The sequence below is a fragment of the Cupriavidus sp. GW822-FHT03E04 genome, assembly GCF_058801495.1.
Genome location: NZ_JBXANI010000014.1, coordinates 57729 through 72426, shown reverse-complemented (window position 1 = coordinate 72426; position 14698 = coordinate 57729). Strand labels below are relative to the sequence as shown.

Below are 14698 nucleotides of genomic sequence, written 5' to 3'. Positions count from 1 at the left end.
ATTTGCGATGCGCAAGAATGTACTGGTGTTCCGTCCCATTCCGCCCGACCTGCTCGCCCGGATCGAATCGGAGCATGACGTGATCGTCGCCGACCCGCGCCAGCCGGCGCAACGGCCGGCCTTTCGCGCCGCGCTGGCAAACGCGCACGGCCTGATCGGCTCCAGCGTCAAGCTAGGCGCGGCCGAACTGGCCGAAGCCGGCCAGCTGGAAGTGATCTCAAGCATTTCGGTGGGGGTCGACAACTATGACCTCGCCTGCCTGCGCCGGCGTGGCATTACGCTCTGCCATACGCCCGGCGTACTCACCGAAACCACCGCCGACACCGTCTTCGCGCTCATCATGGCGGCCAGCCGCCGCCTGGTCGAGCTCGCCGCCCATGTGCGCGAAGGCCGCTGGGCCGCCAATATCGGTGAAAGCCTGTTCGGCTGGGACGTGCATGGCAAGACGCTGGCGATCCTCGGTTTCGGGCGCATCGGGCAGGCGGTGGCACGCCGCGCGGCGCTTGGCTTCGGCATGGAGGTGCTTTACGTCAACGAGACCGCCGCCGAACCGCCCGATCTCGTGGGGCGCACCACCCGCACGGAACTCGATGACGCCTTGCGGCGCGCCGATATCGTCGCGGTCACGCTGCCGCTGACCGAGAGCACGCGCAGCTTGATGGGGCAGCGCGAGTTCGCACTGATGAAACCGGGTGCCATCTTTGTCAACGGCGCCCGCGGCCAGATCGTGCAGGAAGACGCGCTGCTCGCGGCACTCGACAGCGGCCACCTGCGCGCGGCCGGGCTCGACGTCTTTGCCACCGAACCGCTGCCGCAGGATTCGCCGCTGCGCTGCCATCCGCGGGTGACGGCCCTGCCCCATATCGGCTCAGCCACGCATGAAACCCGCCGCGCCATGGCGGAACTGGCCACGCGCAATCTGCTGGACGCGCTGGCCGGCCGGCCACCCGCCGCGCGCTTCGACCTGGCAGCCATCGCTGCTTAGGCAACCGTTCAATCTTCCCCGCGAGGACTATCCGCAATGCCCCGTTCCATTCCCACGCTGTGCGGCTCGATCATGGGCGAGCCTTTCACCTTCAATGTGCGCATCCACAATGCGGCCTACAGGGCGCTGGAGATCGACTACACCTTCGTCTGCTTCGGCGTGCAGGACGTGCCCGGCGCCGTGCAATCGATCCGGGCGCTGGGCGTGCGTGGCATGAATGTGTCGATGCCGCACAAGCAGGCCGTGATCCCTCACCTCGACCAGCTCGACGAGACCGCGCGCGCCATCGGCGCGGTCAATACCATCAACAATGTCGATGGCGTGCTGACCGGCTATAACACCGATTGCATCGGCGCCGTACGCGCCTTCCAGGAGGTGACCGAGCTGCCAGGCAAGCGCATCGCGCTGCTGGGCGCCGGAGGCGCGGCGCGTGCCATGGCCTATGGATTGCGCGAGGCCGGCGCCGCCGTGACCCTATTCAACCGCACCGCGGCGCGCGGCGAAGAACTGGCCGCCTCGCTTGGCCTGCGCTTTGGCGGTGCGTTGTCCGACTTCCGGGCGGCAGACTTCGACATGCTCGCCAACGCGACGGCCGCCGGCTTTCGCGCACCCGATGTCAACCCCGTCGCCGGGCAGCTCGCCGCCCACCTGATCGTCATGGACGCTGCCTTTATCCCGGTCAGGAGCAAGCTGATCCGCGATGCCGCCGCGCTTGGCTGCCGCACCATCGACGGCACGCGCATGATGCTGCACCAGGCGTGCGCCCAGGTCGAGTTCTACACCGGCTGCGCACGCGCGCCGATCGAAGCGATGGAGGCGGCACTGCTGGAGGAAATCGCACGCCTGTCCTAGCCACCCACCGCTCGCAACTGCCTCTGACTCACGCCGTTACCGGCTAGTCAATCTGGACCTTCGCATGCTGAATGACTTCAGTCCAACGCTTGGTGTCTTCGTTGATCAGCTTCTGGAGGTCGGCAGCCGTGCCTGGCAAAGGGCGTGCGCCCTGAGCAGCCAATTGCTGGATCGTGGACTTGTCGTTCGCAATCGAGATCACGGTGTCCTGGAGTTTCTTGATCACCTGCGGACTCGTATTAGCCGGCGCCATCAGGGCAGACCACGATTCTGTGTTCGCATCCTTGATACCCAACTCGTCGAAAGTCGGAATGTCAGGAATCGCCGGGCTTCGCTCCTTGCTCGCAATGGCTAGCACGCGAACCTTGCCCGGTTTTATATAGGGTTGCACCGTCGGAAGATTGACAAAGAGCACCTGTACCTGACCTGCCAGGAGATCCGCAGTAGCAGGGCCAGCACCTTTGTAGGGAACATGGGTGAACGCCGTGCCGGTCCTGAGCATGAACAGTTCACCGACCATGTGGTTTGCCGACCCCATCCCGGCCGATCCCATGTTCAGCTTTCCGGGATTTGCCTTGGCATACCGCAGCAATTCGGCCATATTCTTGGCAGGAGTGTTTTCTGACACCACCAACACATTCGGGACGGTAGCAAATAGCGCGACCGGCTTGAAATCTCTTGACGGCGAGAAAGGCAGGTTCTTGGATAGCAGTGGCTGAATCACTTGATTCGCCGGCGTCGCGTACAAGAGCGTATAGCCATCGGATTTCGCGCGCGCAACGTAGGCGGCTCCGATGTTCCCTCCGGCCCCGGCCCTGTTGTCGACAACAACCGGCTGCCCCAACACTTCTGACATCCGTGTGGCAAGAAGGCGCGCTGTGAGATTGACGGTGCCGCCGGGCGCGAACGGCACTACGAGATTGATTGGTTTGTCCGGGTAGGTTTCAGCGTTTGCTGCCGAAACGACACCCATGGCAAAGGCGAGAACTACAGCGAACTTGGACATCGCTCGATTCCTCGGTGAATAGGCGTAGGAACTACACGCCTTGGTCGGACTCAGCGGAAACGAGCGCGCGGGTACGTCGTTCCAACAACGTTTGTGCTTCGACGAGCCGGTGACCAACCGCATCGATTGCATCTGTCTTCTCTTTGAGTGAGCGCTTTTGCTCGCCAATGTGCTGGAGGACGCCATCCGGAGCCGGCGCGCCATACGACCGGCGCGCGGCAACGTTGCGAACCGGATCCAGGCACTCGCCGATATCGTCTTCCGATAGTGAGGCCCTTCGCCCCACCTGTTCGAGCGCTGCGGCATCGATCATTTGGGCAGTAATCCCCGTAGCAGGGATTCCTTGGTCAAGCGCTTGCCGAACGACAGCGCCAATGATGTGATGCGCGTCCCGGAACGAGAGGTCGGCTTTTCGGACCAGCAGGTCAGCCAGATCGGTGACAGCCGAGAAGTCCTGCGCAGCACGGTCTGCCATGCGCAGCCGATTTGGCTCAACGCGTTCCACAAGCAGTTTCATCAGTTCGAGAGCCTTTACGGCTTCCTCGCAGCTCTCCCAGCACGTCCTCGTGCTTTCCCGGCTACTGTCGCCCGAGTGCGAAAAATGGGTAGATTTGACTGTCGTCAGTGCGGCCGACGTCAGTCCGATCAGATGGGATGTCTTCCCCCGCAGATACTCCAGAACGACCGGATTCTTCTTTTGCGGCATGATGCTGGACGTGCCGGCAATGCTGTCGGGGAACGACAGGAATCCGAACTCCGGCGTCGACCAGATGTAGAAATCCTGCACCATCCGGCTGCAAGTGATCATCATGATCGAGAGCACCGCGCTCAGTTCCAATGCGAAGTCGCGTGACGCAACCCCGTCCAGCGAGTTCGCCATGGGCCGGGAGAAGCCCAGCAGCGAACTGGTCGACGCCCGATCGATGGGGAACGAGGTGCCGGCCAAGGCACAGGCGCCAAGCGGGCAATTGTCTGTCGTTTCCAGGACGTGCATGAGGCGATCAATATCCCGGGACCAGGCATCGACTAGTCCCGACAGATAGAACCCATAGGTGATGGGCTGCGCAGCCTGCATGTGCGTGTATCCAGGCATCACATAGGTGGCGAACCTCTCCGCTTGTGCCGCCGCGGCGCCAGCGACATCGGTCAATGCCCGACTGATGCGTAGAATGAAATCGCGCGCGCGAATCCGATCGTTGGTGGCGCCCATATCGTTGCGACTGCGTGCCGTATGCAAGCGACCACCGATGTCCTGACCTACCAGCCTAATCAGATGCGCTTCGTAGTTGAAATATGCATCTTCTCGTGCTGCGTCGAGCTCAACCGCTTCGGGGCCGTCCTCCTGCATCTTTATCAGAGCATTGGCCAGCTGAATCGACGTCTCCCGGTCGAGAATGCCTTGGTCGTTAAGCATCAACAGGTGAGAGAAATTGATTTGAGTCAGAATCGCGAAATTTTTCGCGAAGAATTCCCTGGTCGTGCGGGGCTGGAAAATGTAATCAATAACCTCTTTCGCGGGAGGTTGTTTGAGTCGACGGCTAACTTTCGATTCCATGATGGCAGCACTCTGTTAATAGGATACGACCAGTTTGGAATAAGGCGGACCATACGTCAAATCAGCGTTTCACTGCTATTCATACAAAATTGATATGATAGGATCCGGTGCACGCGGCCGGAGCGGGTCGGCCAAAATGTGTGCTTTTGAGGACCTCACATGAACTTCAAGCAAGTCGAGGCGTTCAGGGCCGTGATGAAGACGCGTTCGATGACCACGGCAGCCGGACTCCTCCACACCTCTCAGCCGAATGTCAGTAGATGGATCTCGCTCCTGGAGCAGACGGTTGGGTTCACACTGTTCCAACGAATCGGGACGCGGCTGATCCCGACGGCGGAAGCGGAGGCGTTTTATGCCGACGTGGAACGCGCATTTCTCGGCCTGGAGTCTCTGGGGGAAAGCGCGGATTCGATTCGCCGCCGAGGGACCGGCTTGCTCCGCGTGGGCGCCGTAGGCTCGATTGCACACTGCGTGTTGCCCGACGCCCTTCAGATTTTCAGGGCTATATTTCCAGACATACCGATTGTGGTTAATCTGGGGCGGTCCGATGTCGTCGCAAAATGGACGGCGACTGGTTTTTGTGATGTTGGATTCTGCTCTATTATCACTGATTTACCGAGCCTGGATTTTGAACTGATCAATACCGCTCGGGGTGTGGTAATTGTCAATAGTTCACATAGGCTGGCCGCGCATGATGTCGTGTATCCACGCGATTTTGAAAATGAACACTTCATATCGCTGCCCATGGGTAGCCCAAACCGAAACCAGATAGATCGTCATTTCCCCAATGACCTCAGGCATCTTTCCATCGAGACGCCATACGCCTCGACAATTTGCACGATGGTTAGCAAGGGCCTTGGCTCGTCTATCGTAAGCCCGATAGATTCCCGAGCGCTTCGAATGCAAAATGTTACCGAGATCCCTTTTTCTGAAGTGGTTCCGTTCAATAGCTACGCCGTGACATCGGACCATTTTCCAGTGGGATTCCTGGCTAATCGGCTAACAGACTGTGTGCGCCGTAGCTTCGAGGCCCTAAGACATTCAATAGATTGATCTTGGACCCGTGGTTTTCCAAAAGGCCCCAACCGCCCCGATCCGGGGACGGTACATCGGCGTGCGGATGGCATTTTCGAGGCACTCGCCCCGGGGAAAATCCATATGCCCATCGCAAGCCACTATGGCTTTGACAATGTGAAGAGGGCACATGCGCTGATCGAACAACGACAGCAGATTGGGAAGTCCGTATTATCGTTGGCTGGTTAAAGGCGGCACTGGATAGGCGCTTGCGGCGCCGAGAATCCGCGCGGGTCTCCATTGCGGCCCGCTGGTCTCCACCTGCCGAAGGTCCGGAGAGCGGCTGAGGATTCAACCGGTCGATCCACCGGTTGAATCCCCAACCCGAAGAAGTCATTCGGAAGGGGCCAACGCAAGCTTCTTCACCATGGGCATGCAGGCCAGCCGAAGTCCCGAGGGGGATTGGTAGATAGACGGCTTATCACCGATGAAACCACATCGCCGGTAAAAAGCGGCGGCGTTCAACGTGGCCTCGATATTGATCTCAGTTAACTCGGCCTGGCGCGCCAGGCATTCGAGGTGGGTCACCATCTTCATACCTACGCCGCGTTGCATGAAGTCGGGGTGGACAAAGATTGCCCCCAACTCTCTCTTTGCAAGGTCGAGCATGCCTGTGGCGACGGGATCCCCCTGGATGCAGACCAGATGAAAGTGATTTTCCACCAGGTCCCTATACCACTCCGTGAGCGGTACGTCTGTCCACGCCTGGACCTGCTCCGGGCTATAGGCGGTGCCGCATTGATCAAGTATCGCCAGACGGCGAATATCGAATGCCGCCTGCGCATCGCTTCGCCTGGCTCGTCGAATCTCCAGCATTTCCATTCTCCGTTCATGGCCATCGGTTCATGGCCATCAGTGACGGAGAACTAAAAAGCCCCGTCATTGTTGGCGGGGCTTCGAGTCATACGCTGAATCCTGGATGCGTACGACTTCATGGCCCGCCGAAGGCGGTCATGGCGAAGCACATCATGTTCATCTGGCGTATGTGGGGCATCCCCGGATAATGGTGGACGCTTTGCGGATTGTCAATGTCAGGGTCCGCTCCTGGCCGATCGTGTTGAAAACCCAATCTACCCGCTGAGCAGACCGGGCCTGCCGGTTGCCAACCTCTCAGATCGGCCCGTGTTGAACGATCGTCGGTTCGGGGTTCTCCCCTCCTGAAATCTCGCCGGGAGTTGGGTCTACGGAGTGTCTCAACGCCATCGGCGGCATTCAGCCGTCGGACCGATCCCTTGAACTATACGGTTACGGTCACCCGGGTCGTCTCGACTCTCCCATGTGCAGGAATGGGGCCGAATTCGACCCACAAGGGGCAGTCGCCTTTCTCAAGAGCGGACCTTCATAACCCGGCTTCGGCGAGTAGCCGCCCCTTTGCAGATGTTCCCTTAGTCAGCAATCGAACGAATAACCCGCGCCGGATTTCCACCGACAAGAGTATTCGGAGGGACGTCCTTGGTGACTACCGATCCTGCTGCCACAACCGAGTTCTCGCCTACGGTTACGCCACCGATAATGGTCGCGCCGGCTGCGATCCAGACGTTTCTCTCAATCACGATGGGCTTTGCGATTACGCCGTTATGCCGCTGGGAAGGTTCAATGGGATGGCCAGACGTGATGATGCTCACGTTCGGCCCAATCATCACATCGTCGGCAATGTCGAGTCCGCCAAGGTCATAGAAAGTGCAATTCTGATTGACGAAGACATTGCGCCCGATACTGATATCGACTCCGCCGGTTGTGTAGAACGGTGGTATCAATAAAAAGTTGTCGTCCACCTTCTTGCCGATGAGATCGCTGAACAAGGCACGGACTGCATCCGCATCGTTGAATGTCAACCGGTTGAGAGTGGCGGTGATCGCCATCGCTCGTTTGATGTTTGCTGACATGGCCGCTGATTCCGGCGTTCTCCTGGAAATTATTTTGGTGCGCTCATCATTCGCCATTCGTTCCTTCCTTCGATAGCCAAGCGGTCGGTCTGATTGTCGACGATCTAGCCCTCTCTGTCGATCGACCGTACCTGGCCGAACCCGGAAGTTCGTCGCCGGCCAACGCTCGATCGCGCCGACTCAGCTCCGAGCTTCCGTAGTCAACTGCGGATTCGACCGGTCGGGGTCCGGCGCTGCGCGCCGCCGCGTAGGAGCACCGGCAGCGCGCGGGACAGTGATCAAGCCGACTTTCGGACATGCCCCTCAAGCGGCGCACGCGATTTGGTGAGCCGATAGCCGATGCCGAGCAGCGCGAACCACACAGGTGCCACGTAGAGCGCCACCCGGGTACCCGGATCGAGCGACAGCAGCGCCGCAACCGCGATCATGAAGGCGACCACCAGCCAGTTGGCATAAGGCGCGCCAGGCATGCGAAAGTCCACCGCCTTGACCCGGCCGGCGGCGATTGCCTTGCGATAGCCGAGGTGGGCAATCATGATGATCGACCAGGTCCACAGCGAACCGACCAGCGAAATGCTGGTGACCCAGACGAAGACCTGCTCCGGCACGATGTAGTTGAGCAGCACGCCGATGCCCATCAGCACGGCCGAGAACGTGATGGCGGTGGACGGCACATGCTTGCTGCTGACCCTGCCGAAGGCGCGCGGCGCCTGGCCAAACTGCGCCAGCGTGTACAGCATGCGCCCGGTGCTGAAGATGCCGCTGTTGCAAGACGAGGCTGCCGCCGTGATGACGACCAGATTGACGATCGCGGCCGCCCCCGGAATGCCGATCCTCTCGAACACGTAGACGAAGGGGCTGACGCCGGGCTTCAGTTCATTCCAGGGCACCAGCGCCATCATGACGATCAGCGCGCCAACGTAGAAGATCAGGATGCGCCAGACGACGCCGTTGGTCGCATGCGGCAACACCTTCTCGGGATTCTGCGCCTCCCCCGCGGTGACACCGATCAGTTCCACGCCCTGGTAGGCGAACATGACGATCTGCAAGGTCAGCACCACGCCGAGCGTCCCGAACGGCATGAAGCCGCCATGCGTCCACAGGTTCGAGAAGCTGGCCGTCGGGCCGAGCGGTGTCACACCGAAGAAGATGATCGCCAGCCCGATCACGATCATGGCGATGATGGTCACCACCTTGATCAGCGCGAACCAGAATTCCAGCTCGCCGAATACCGCGACCGCGATGCAATTCACCAGGTACAGCACCGCCAGGGTGGCCAGCGCCGGTATCCACTGCGGCACGTCCGGGAACCAGTAGTGCACGTAGACTGCGACCGCGGTGATCTCGGCCATCCCGGTGACCACCCACATGAACCAGTACGACCAGCCGGTGGCGAAGCCGGCAAAGGGGCCGACAAACTCCTCGGCGTAGGTTGCAAAGGATCCTGTCACCGGGCGGTACAGCAGCAGCTCGCCCAGCGCGCGCATGATGAAGAAGATCGCCACGCCGCCGATGGCATAACTCAGCATCAGTCCCGGGCCGGCGATGGCGATCGCGCGCCCTGCTCCCAGAAACAGTCCGACACCGATGGCGCCGCCGATGGCAATCATCTGGATGTGCCGGTCCTTGAGCCCGCGATGGAGATCCTTCTCCTCGTGGGCCCGCTCTTCGTCGAGCAGTTTCCTTACGTCAGTCATATTGATCTCCTCTCAGACCCGCGAACGCTTGTCAGCACCCGCACGGCTCTCACCCGTGAATTGGTTCCGGCGCGCAATGACCTTCCGGATACGGGTTGCCCGGCTTCGCGCCGGTAGTGCGCCAGCATGAACCCTCCGATGTCGAAGCCGGCCCTCGCGGCCGGAAAGTCGGATTGCTGGATTTGCAGCCGTGATCATGAGTTGTCTCCTCTGGTAATCGTTATTCGGATCGATGCGGCCGGCGCTGCGCGCCTTGTCTATCGCCCGCGCGGCATCGCGCATCGTCCTGATCGCCTTCATTCCCCGACAACGCATCCCAGCGTCCGAAATCGAGGCGATCTTCTATCACTGGGTCTCGACCCTGTCAATACGTTTCCCGCGCTACCGTGCAACGACCTTCGCGCAGCCTGCTGTCATGCCGCGAGGCCGGCCGGCGCCCGGGTTCCTGGCTTTACCTGCTGCGCCAACCCGGTCTCAGCTCACGCATTCCAAGGCGCTACCCTGGTTCAGCGTTGCCAGGTTTTTCAGCATGTCGGCCACCATCTCCTTGAGGCCGAATTCAGGTCTCCAGTTCCAATCCCGCCTGGCTACCGAGTCGTCGATAGAGTCGGGCCAGCCACCGGCAATCTCCTGACGGAAATCAGGCTCGTACCTGACATCGAACCCCGGGCAATGCCGCCGGATCTCGCTCGCGATATCGCCAGGCGTGAAGCTCAAGCCCGCAAGGTTGTAGCTTCCCCGCTCGGAGATGCTGGCGCCGGGCGCCTCCATCAGCTCGATGGTCGCGCGAACGGCGTCCGGCATGTACATCATTGGCAGGGCTTCATCTTTCTCCAGGAAGCAGGCATAGGGTTGCGCCCTGAGCGCCGAATGGAAGATATCGATTGCGTAGTCCGTGGTTCCGCCACCTGGAGGCGTCTTGTAGGAAATCAATCCTGGATACCGCACGCTCCGGACATCCACGCCATGGTTCTCAAAGTACCAACGGCACCATCCTTCGCCCGCCAGCTTGGAGATGCCGTAGACGGTCTTGGGCTCCATGATGGTGCTTTGGGGTGTGGCGTCCGGCGGCGTTGTCGGGCCGAATGCCGCAATCGAACTGGGCCAGAATACTTTGTCGAGCTTCTGGTGACGCGCAGCCTCCAGCACGTTCAGCAGGCCGTTCATGTTGAGTTGCCACGCCCATGTGGGCGACTTCTCTCCGGTTGCCGACAATGCGGCTGCCAAGTGATAGATCTGGGTGATCCCATGCCGCTCGATGACATCGCGGAGTTGCGCCCGATCGGTTACGTCGAGCATTTCATGCGTGAGATGCGGGTGGCGGCCGTGCGGCACCATGTCGCTCGTGACGACATTCTGCTTGCCATAGCGATCGGCCAGCGCCGACGCCAACTCTGTTCCCAATTGGCCGTTGGCGCCAATGATCAGAACCCTGGCTGGCTTTGTCATTGAATGATCCCCAGTTCCTTGCCTGCGATCTCGAACGCCTCCAACGCCTGGTCCAGCTCGGCGCTGTCGTGCAAGGCGCTGATCTGTACGCGGATGCGTGCCTGCCCCTTGGGGACCACGGGATAGAAGAAACCGATGACATAGACGCCCAGCTCCAGCAGACGCCGGGACAGTCGCTGCGCCTTTTCCGCGTCATACACCATGACGGGAATGATGGGGTGGTCGCCGAGCTTCACGTCGAAACCCAGCGTGCCGAGCTTGCCGCGGAAGTACCGCGCATTGCGCTCGAGCTTGTCTCGCAACGTGGTATCGGCTTCGAGCAGGTCGAGCACCTTGAGTGTCGCCCCCACGATGCACGGCGCCACCGTGTTCGAGAAAAGATAAGGCCGGGAGCGCTGGCGCAGCAACGCCACGACTTCTTTTCGCCCACTCGTAAAGCCACCCGAGGCGCCGCCAAGCGCTTTGCCGAGCGTTCCGGTGATGATGTCGACCTTTCCGAAGATCCCACGGTGTTCGTGAGAGCCGCGGCCGCGCTGCCCAAGGAAGCCGGTGGCATGGCACTCGTCAATCCCGAGGAGCGCCCCGAACTCGTCGCAGATCTCGCGGATCTCGTCGAGCCGGGCAATCGTGCCATCCATCGAGAATACGCCATCGGTAAAGACGAGCTTGAAACGTGCGCCTGCGGCATCGGCCGCCTTCAACTGCTCGCGAAGATCCTCAAGGTCATTGTTCTTGTAGCGGAAACGCTTGGCTTTACAGAGCCGGATGCCATCGATGATGGACGCGTGGTTCAGTTCGTCGCTGATGACAGCGTCGTGCGGACCAAGGAGCGTCTCGAACAGGCCCCCGTTCGCGTCGAAGGCCGAGCCGTAGAGGATCGTGTCCTCGGTGCCGAGAAAGCTCGCGAGACGCGCCTCGAGCGCCTTGTGCAGGTCTTGCGTACCACAAATGAACCGAACGGAGCTCAAGCCAAAACCACGCTCGCCGAGCGCGCGATGCGCAGCCTCCACGACCTCCGGATGGGACGAGAGGCCCAGGTAGTTGTTAGCGCACAGGTTGATGACTTCCTTCCCATCGGTAGTCCTGATAAGGCTGCCCTGGGGAGAGGCGATGACACGCTCGGTCTTGAACAGACCGGCTTGTTCAATGGACTCGAGCTCCTGGCGGATGGCTGCGTAGAATGCGTCTGTTGTCGGCACAGCGGTGCTCCTGTAAACTGAGGATGATCGATAAACCGAACGTGTTCTGTATATCGAACGTTCTGTTCACTTTACAGGATCTCATTTCATGGCACAAGTCCCCCCGGCGGAGGCGTTCGCAGAAGGCCCCCCCGTCATTGGAGCCAGGCTGCAATTGCTTCGCCAGGCACGCAAGCTCTCTCTCGACGAGCTTTCCCGGCGTGCTGGCGTATCCAAATCGATGCTTTCGCAGGTTGAGCGGAATCTCGCCAATCCCACGGTAGCGGTCTTGTGGCGATTGGCGAACGCCTTGGGGATTGGCCTGGCCGAGTTCCTCTCCGGCGGGCAGGCCGACAAACCGACACCAACCGTAACGGTCATTCCTGCCCACTCGATCCCGGTGATCAGAAGCCCGGATGGCAAATGCGAGTTGAAGATTCTCGGCCCGGTGGACCTTGCGAGCCGGGTGGAATGGTATGAGCTGTCGATCCATCCTGGCGGCGTACTCGCATCCGAGCCGCATGAGAGTGGTTCGAAGGAACATCTGTCCGTAATGAGCGGCTGCGTCACCGTTCAATCCGGCCCCAGTGAGAAGAAAGTCCGGCACGGCGAGTCCGCGCGCTATCCGGCGGATGTTCAGCATGCCATTTCGAATCCTGGAAAAACCATGGCCACGGCATTGCTGGTCGTTGAGTACGCCCAATGACAGCCGTTCATCGGAAGTCGACAGGATCACGCTAGCCACATTGATCAGTGCACCGCCTCGACGAAGAACAGCAGCGGTGAGCGTGATCGCGCCGGGGCTAGCACGGCCGGCACAGCGCACTACGCGCTCAACGGCTGCACGTAGCCCTGCACCGAATGCCGGAATGCCCTTGGCGTGAGGTTGAACTGCTCGCGAAATGCGGTGGCAAAGTTTGCCGCGCTGGAGAAGCCGACTCGGGCAGGCGGAATGGCACCAGCGCCTGAAGGCCGTGCGCGCCCTGGGCTGCGGCGAGATCGTGATCCAGTGGGTCGCGGTGGATGGCGAGCAGCCCTGGCAAATCCCCGAGGCGCTGCTGGACTTCCTGTTCGACGATAGTGGCCAGCTCGGCCTGGGCATCCGGCTCGGACTGCCCTACGATGAGCGCTGGTGGCAAGCACTGGGCACGCCCGACGCCGCCACGCTGCCGCGCTTTCTCGCCCAGACTCGCGCACGCAGCGTGGCCTATGCCGAGCAGGCCAAATGGCCGAGGCGGAACAATTTCAGCGGCTGGTACATTCCCTACGAACTGGAGCAGCACAACTGGGGCACGCCGCAGCCGCAAGCCCTGTTGGTGCCCTGGCTGCAATCCATCGCCTCCGCCACATCGGCAGGCCGCCCCCCGCAGCCGGCCATTTCCACCTACTACAGTCGCTTGCCCTCTTCCGGCACGCTGGAGGAGCTATGGGCCGTCATACTCGACCAGGTGGTGATTCGCCCAATGATCCAGGACGGCGTCGGGGTCAACGGCCTGGACAACTACCAGGCGCTAGCGCCGTTGCTCGCCCTGCTGCGCACCCGCGAGAGATCGTTCGACCTCATCGTGGAGCTGTTCCAGGAACTGCCTTCCCAGGACGCCACCACCTTCAAAGCCGTCTCCGCCGGCCTGCTGCGGCTGCAGCGGCAACTAGCCATTGCGCGGCAAACGGGTGGACAACAACTGGTTGCCTTCGCTCTCGATCCCTGGGTGATTGGAGAATCTCCGCAGGCAAAGCAACTTCTGGAAGCCTGGCGCGAACTCAGTGAATAGGCACCGACGGTGCAAAATCCTGTCCGTATTGGCTGAACTCGCGCCCCTTAGGTACTGGCAATAGGATGGGGATATGAGCTGCATACTTTGAAAGCTCGATGAGTAATGTACGAGCATCCTGATGCTTGTCATCATCCGTCAATCGCAGACGCATGGTAGGCGTTGCGCGGAAGTGGCCAACGCAAGCTTCTTCACCATGGGCATGCAGGCCAGCTGAAGTCCCGAGGGGGACTGGTAAATAGACGGCTTATCACCGATGAAACCACATCGCCGGTAAAAAGCGGCGGCGTTCAACGTGGCCTCGATATTGATCTCAGTTAACTCGGCCTGGCGCGCCAGGCATTCGAGGTGGGTCACCATCTTCATACCTACGCCGCGTTGCATGAAGTCGGGGTGGACAAAGATTGCCCCCAACTCTCTCTTTTCAAGGTCGAGCATGCCTGTGGCGACGGGATCCCCCTGGATGCAGACCAGATGAAAGTGATTTTCCACCAGGTCCCTATACCACTCCGTGAGCGGCACGTCCGTCCACGCCTGGACCTGCTCCAGGGTATAGGCGGTGCCGCATTGATCAAGTATCGCCAGACGGCGAATATCGAATGCCGCCTGGGCATCGCTTCGCCTGGCTCGTCGAATTTCCAGCATTTCCATTCTCCGTTCATGGCCATCGGTTCATGGCCATCAGTGACGGAGAACTAAAAAGCCCCGTCATTGTTGGCGGGGCTTCGAGTCATACGCTGAATCCTGGATGCGTACGACTTCATGGCCCGCCGAAGGCGGTCATGGCGAAGCACATCATGTTCATCTGGCGTATGTGGGGCATCCGCGGATAATGGTGGACGCTTTGCGGATTGTCAATGTCAGGGTCCGCTCCTGGCCGATCGTGTTGAAAACTCAATCTACCCACTGAGCAGACTGGGCCTGCCGGTTGCCAACCTCTCAGATCGGCCCGTCTTGAACGATCGTCGGTTCGGGGTTCTCCCCTCCTGAAATCTCGCCGGGAGTCGGGTCTACGGAGTGTCTCAACGCCATCGGCGGCATTCAGCCGTCGGACCGATCCCTTGAACTATACGGTTACGGTCACCCGGGCCGTCTCGACTCTCCCATGTGCAGGAATGGGGCCGAGTTCGACCCCAAGCCGCCGTTCGAGCCGCCAGGGCTTCAATGGCAGTTATCGGAGTGATCCGGCCGTCCGCGCCGGTCCCCCACGAGCAACGGTTCCACCTCTTTGTGGACGTTTGTCG

14 protein-coding genes are annotated in these 14698 nt (G+C 60.6%); 6 read left to right on the top strand and 8 right to left on the bottom strand.

The window, feature by feature from the left end:
* Positions 1-7: 7 nt before the first annotated feature.
* Together AC1RQC_RS21240 and AC1RQC_RS21235 are read left to right on the top strand one after the other, a co-directional pair.
* Complete coding sequence (locus AC1RQC_RS21240; protein ID WP_492884484.1) at positions 8-985, top strand: 2-hydroxyacid dehydrogenase; 978 nt, start codon at positions 8-10, stop codon at positions 983-985.
* Between the two features lie 36 nt (positions 986-1021).
* Positions 1022-1837: a shikimate dehydrogenase family protein gene (locus AC1RQC_RS21235; protein ID WP_492884482.1), complete on the top strand. Its 816-nt coding sequence runs from the start codon at positions 1022-1024 to the stop codon at positions 1835-1837.
* Between the two features lie 43 nt (positions 1838-1880).
* Here the strand turns inward: AC1RQC_RS21235 and AC1RQC_RS21230 are convergent, their stop codons facing one another.
* Together AC1RQC_RS21230 and argH are read right to left on the bottom strand one after the other, a co-directional pair.
* A complete protein-coding gene (locus tag AC1RQC_RS21230) occupies positions 1881-2843 on the bottom strand; it encodes a Bug family tripartite tricarboxylate transporter substrate binding protein (protein ID WP_492884480.1) in 963 nt (320 codons plus the stop codon).
* Positions 2844-2874: 31 nt separating this feature from the next.
* Positions 2875-4398, bottom strand: a complete 1524-nt coding sequence (gene argH / locus AC1RQC_RS21225; RefSeq protein WP_492810092.1) for an argininosuccinate lyase — start codon at positions 4396-4398, stop codon at positions 2875-2877.
* Between the two features lie 159 nt (positions 4399-4557).
* Between argH and AC1RQC_RS21220 the strand changes: the two genes are divergently transcribed.
* Positions 4558-5451: a LysR substrate-binding domain-containing protein gene (locus AC1RQC_RS21220; RefSeq protein WP_492810090.1), complete on the top strand. Its 894-nt coding sequence runs from the start codon at positions 4558-4560 to the stop codon at positions 5449-5451.
* Between the two features lie 72 nt (positions 5452-5523).
* Complete coding sequence (locus AC1RQC_RS21215) at positions 5524-5661, top strand: zinc-binding dehydrogenase (RefSeq protein ID WP_492810332.1); 138 nt, start codon at positions 5524-5526, stop codon at positions 5659-5661.
* A 144-nt stretch (positions 5662-5805) separates the two neighbouring features.
* Here the strand turns inward: AC1RQC_RS21215 and AC1RQC_RS21210 are convergent, their stop codons facing one another.
* The 5 genes from AC1RQC_RS21210 to kbl form a co-directional block, all read right to left on the bottom strand.
* Positions 5806-6294 (bottom strand): GNAT family N-acetyltransferase, encoded by a 489-nt coding sequence (locus AC1RQC_RS21210; protein ID WP_492810088.1) that lies wholly within the window; start codon positions 6292-6294, stop codon positions 5806-5808.
* A 563-nt stretch (positions 6295-6857) separates the two neighbouring features.
* Positions 6858-7415 (bottom strand): sugar O-acetyltransferase, encoded by a 558-nt coding sequence (locus tag AC1RQC_RS21205; protein WP_492373700.1) that lies wholly within the window; start codon positions 7413-7415, stop codon positions 6858-6860.
* 221 nt (positions 7416-7636) lie between these two features.
* Positions 7637-9055: an amino acid permease gene (locus tag AC1RQC_RS21200; protein WP_492373701.1), complete on the bottom strand. Its 1419-nt coding sequence runs from the start codon at positions 9053-9055 to the stop codon at positions 7637-7639.
* A 474-nt stretch (positions 9056-9529) separates the two neighbouring features.
* On the bottom strand, positions 9530-10504 hold the full coding sequence (locus AC1RQC_RS21195; protein WP_492373702.1) for an NAD-dependent epimerase/dehydratase family protein: 975 nt from the start codon (positions 10502-10504) through the stop codon (positions 9530-9532).
* Positions 10501-11703, bottom strand: coding sequence for a glycine C-acetyltransferase (kbl, locus tag AC1RQC_RS21190; RefSeq protein ID WP_492373703.1), 1203 nt, complete (start codon positions 11701-11703; stop codon positions 10501-10503). Before kbl ends, AC1RQC_RS21195 begins: the two co-directional genes overlap by 4 nt.
* A gap of 88 nt (positions 11704-11791) precedes the next feature.
* Between kbl and AC1RQC_RS21185 the strand changes: the two genes are divergently transcribed.
* Together AC1RQC_RS21185 and AC1RQC_RS21180 are read left to right on the top strand one after the other, a co-directional pair.
* Complete coding sequence (locus AC1RQC_RS21185; protein WP_492373704.1) at positions 11792-12388, top strand: helix-turn-helix domain-containing protein; 597 nt, start codon at positions 11792-11794, stop codon at positions 12386-12388.
* Between the two features lie 211 nt (positions 12389-12599).
* Positions 12600-13454, top strand: a complete 855-nt coding sequence (locus AC1RQC_RS21180) for a DUF4434 domain-containing protein (RefSeq protein ID WP_492884478.1) — start codon at positions 12600-12602, stop codon at positions 13452-13454.
* 138 nt (positions 13455-13592) lie between these two features.
* Here AC1RQC_RS21180 and AC1RQC_RS21175 read toward each other — a convergent pair whose 3' ends face one another.
* On the bottom strand, positions 13593-14105 hold the full coding sequence (locus AC1RQC_RS21175) for a GNAT family N-acetyltransferase (RefSeq protein ID WP_492884476.1): 513 nt from the start codon (positions 14103-14105) through the stop codon (positions 13593-13595).
* Positions 14106-14698 lie beyond the last annotated feature (593 nt).

Excerpts from the sequence above, each read along its gene's own strand:
- argH (WP_492810092.1), bottom strand. The coding sequence starts at position 4,398 with ATGGAATCGAAAGTTAGCCGTCGACTCAAACAACCTCCCGCGAAAGAG.
- AC1RQC_RS21195 (WP_492373702.1), bottom strand. The coding sequence starts at position 10,504 with ATGACAAAGCCAGCCAGGGTTCTGATCATTGGCGCCAACGGCCAATTG.
- AC1RQC_RS21200 (WP_492373701.1), bottom strand. The coding sequence starts at position 9,055 with ATGACTGACGTAAGGAAACTGCTCGACGAAGAGCGGGCCCACGAGGAG.
- AC1RQC_RS21235 (WP_492884482.1), top strand. The coding sequence starts at position 1,022 with ATGCCCCGTTCCATTCCCACGCTGTGCGGCTCGATCATGGGCGAGCCT.
- AC1RQC_RS21175 (WP_492884476.1), bottom strand. The coding sequence starts at position 14,105 with ATGGAAATGCTGGAAATTCGACGAGCCAGGCGAAGCGATGCCCAGGCG.
- AC1RQC_RS21230 (WP_492884480.1), bottom strand. The coding sequence starts at position 2,843 with ATGTCCAAGTTCGCTGTAGTTCTCGCCTTTGCCATGGGTGTCGTTTCG.
- AC1RQC_RS21220 (WP_492810090.1), top strand. The coding sequence starts at position 4,558 with ATGAACTTCAAGCAAGTCGAGGCGTTCAGGGCCGTGATGAAGACGCGT.
- AC1RQC_RS21240 (WP_492884484.1), top strand. The coding sequence starts at position 8 with ATGCGCAAGAATGTACTGGTGTTCCGTCCCATTCCGCCCGACCTGCTC.
- AC1RQC_RS21210 (WP_492810088.1), bottom strand. The coding sequence starts at position 6,294 with ATGGAAATGCTGGAGATTCGACGAGCCAGGCGAAGCGATGCGCAGGCG.
- AC1RQC_RS21185 (WP_492373704.1), top strand. The coding sequence starts at position 11,792 with ATGGCACAAGTCCCCCCGGCGGAGGCGTTCGCAGAAGGCCCCCCCGTC.
- AC1RQC_RS21205 (WP_492373700.1), bottom strand. The coding sequence starts at position 7,415 with ATGGCGAATGATGAGCGCACCAAAATAATTTCCAGGAGAACGCCGGAA.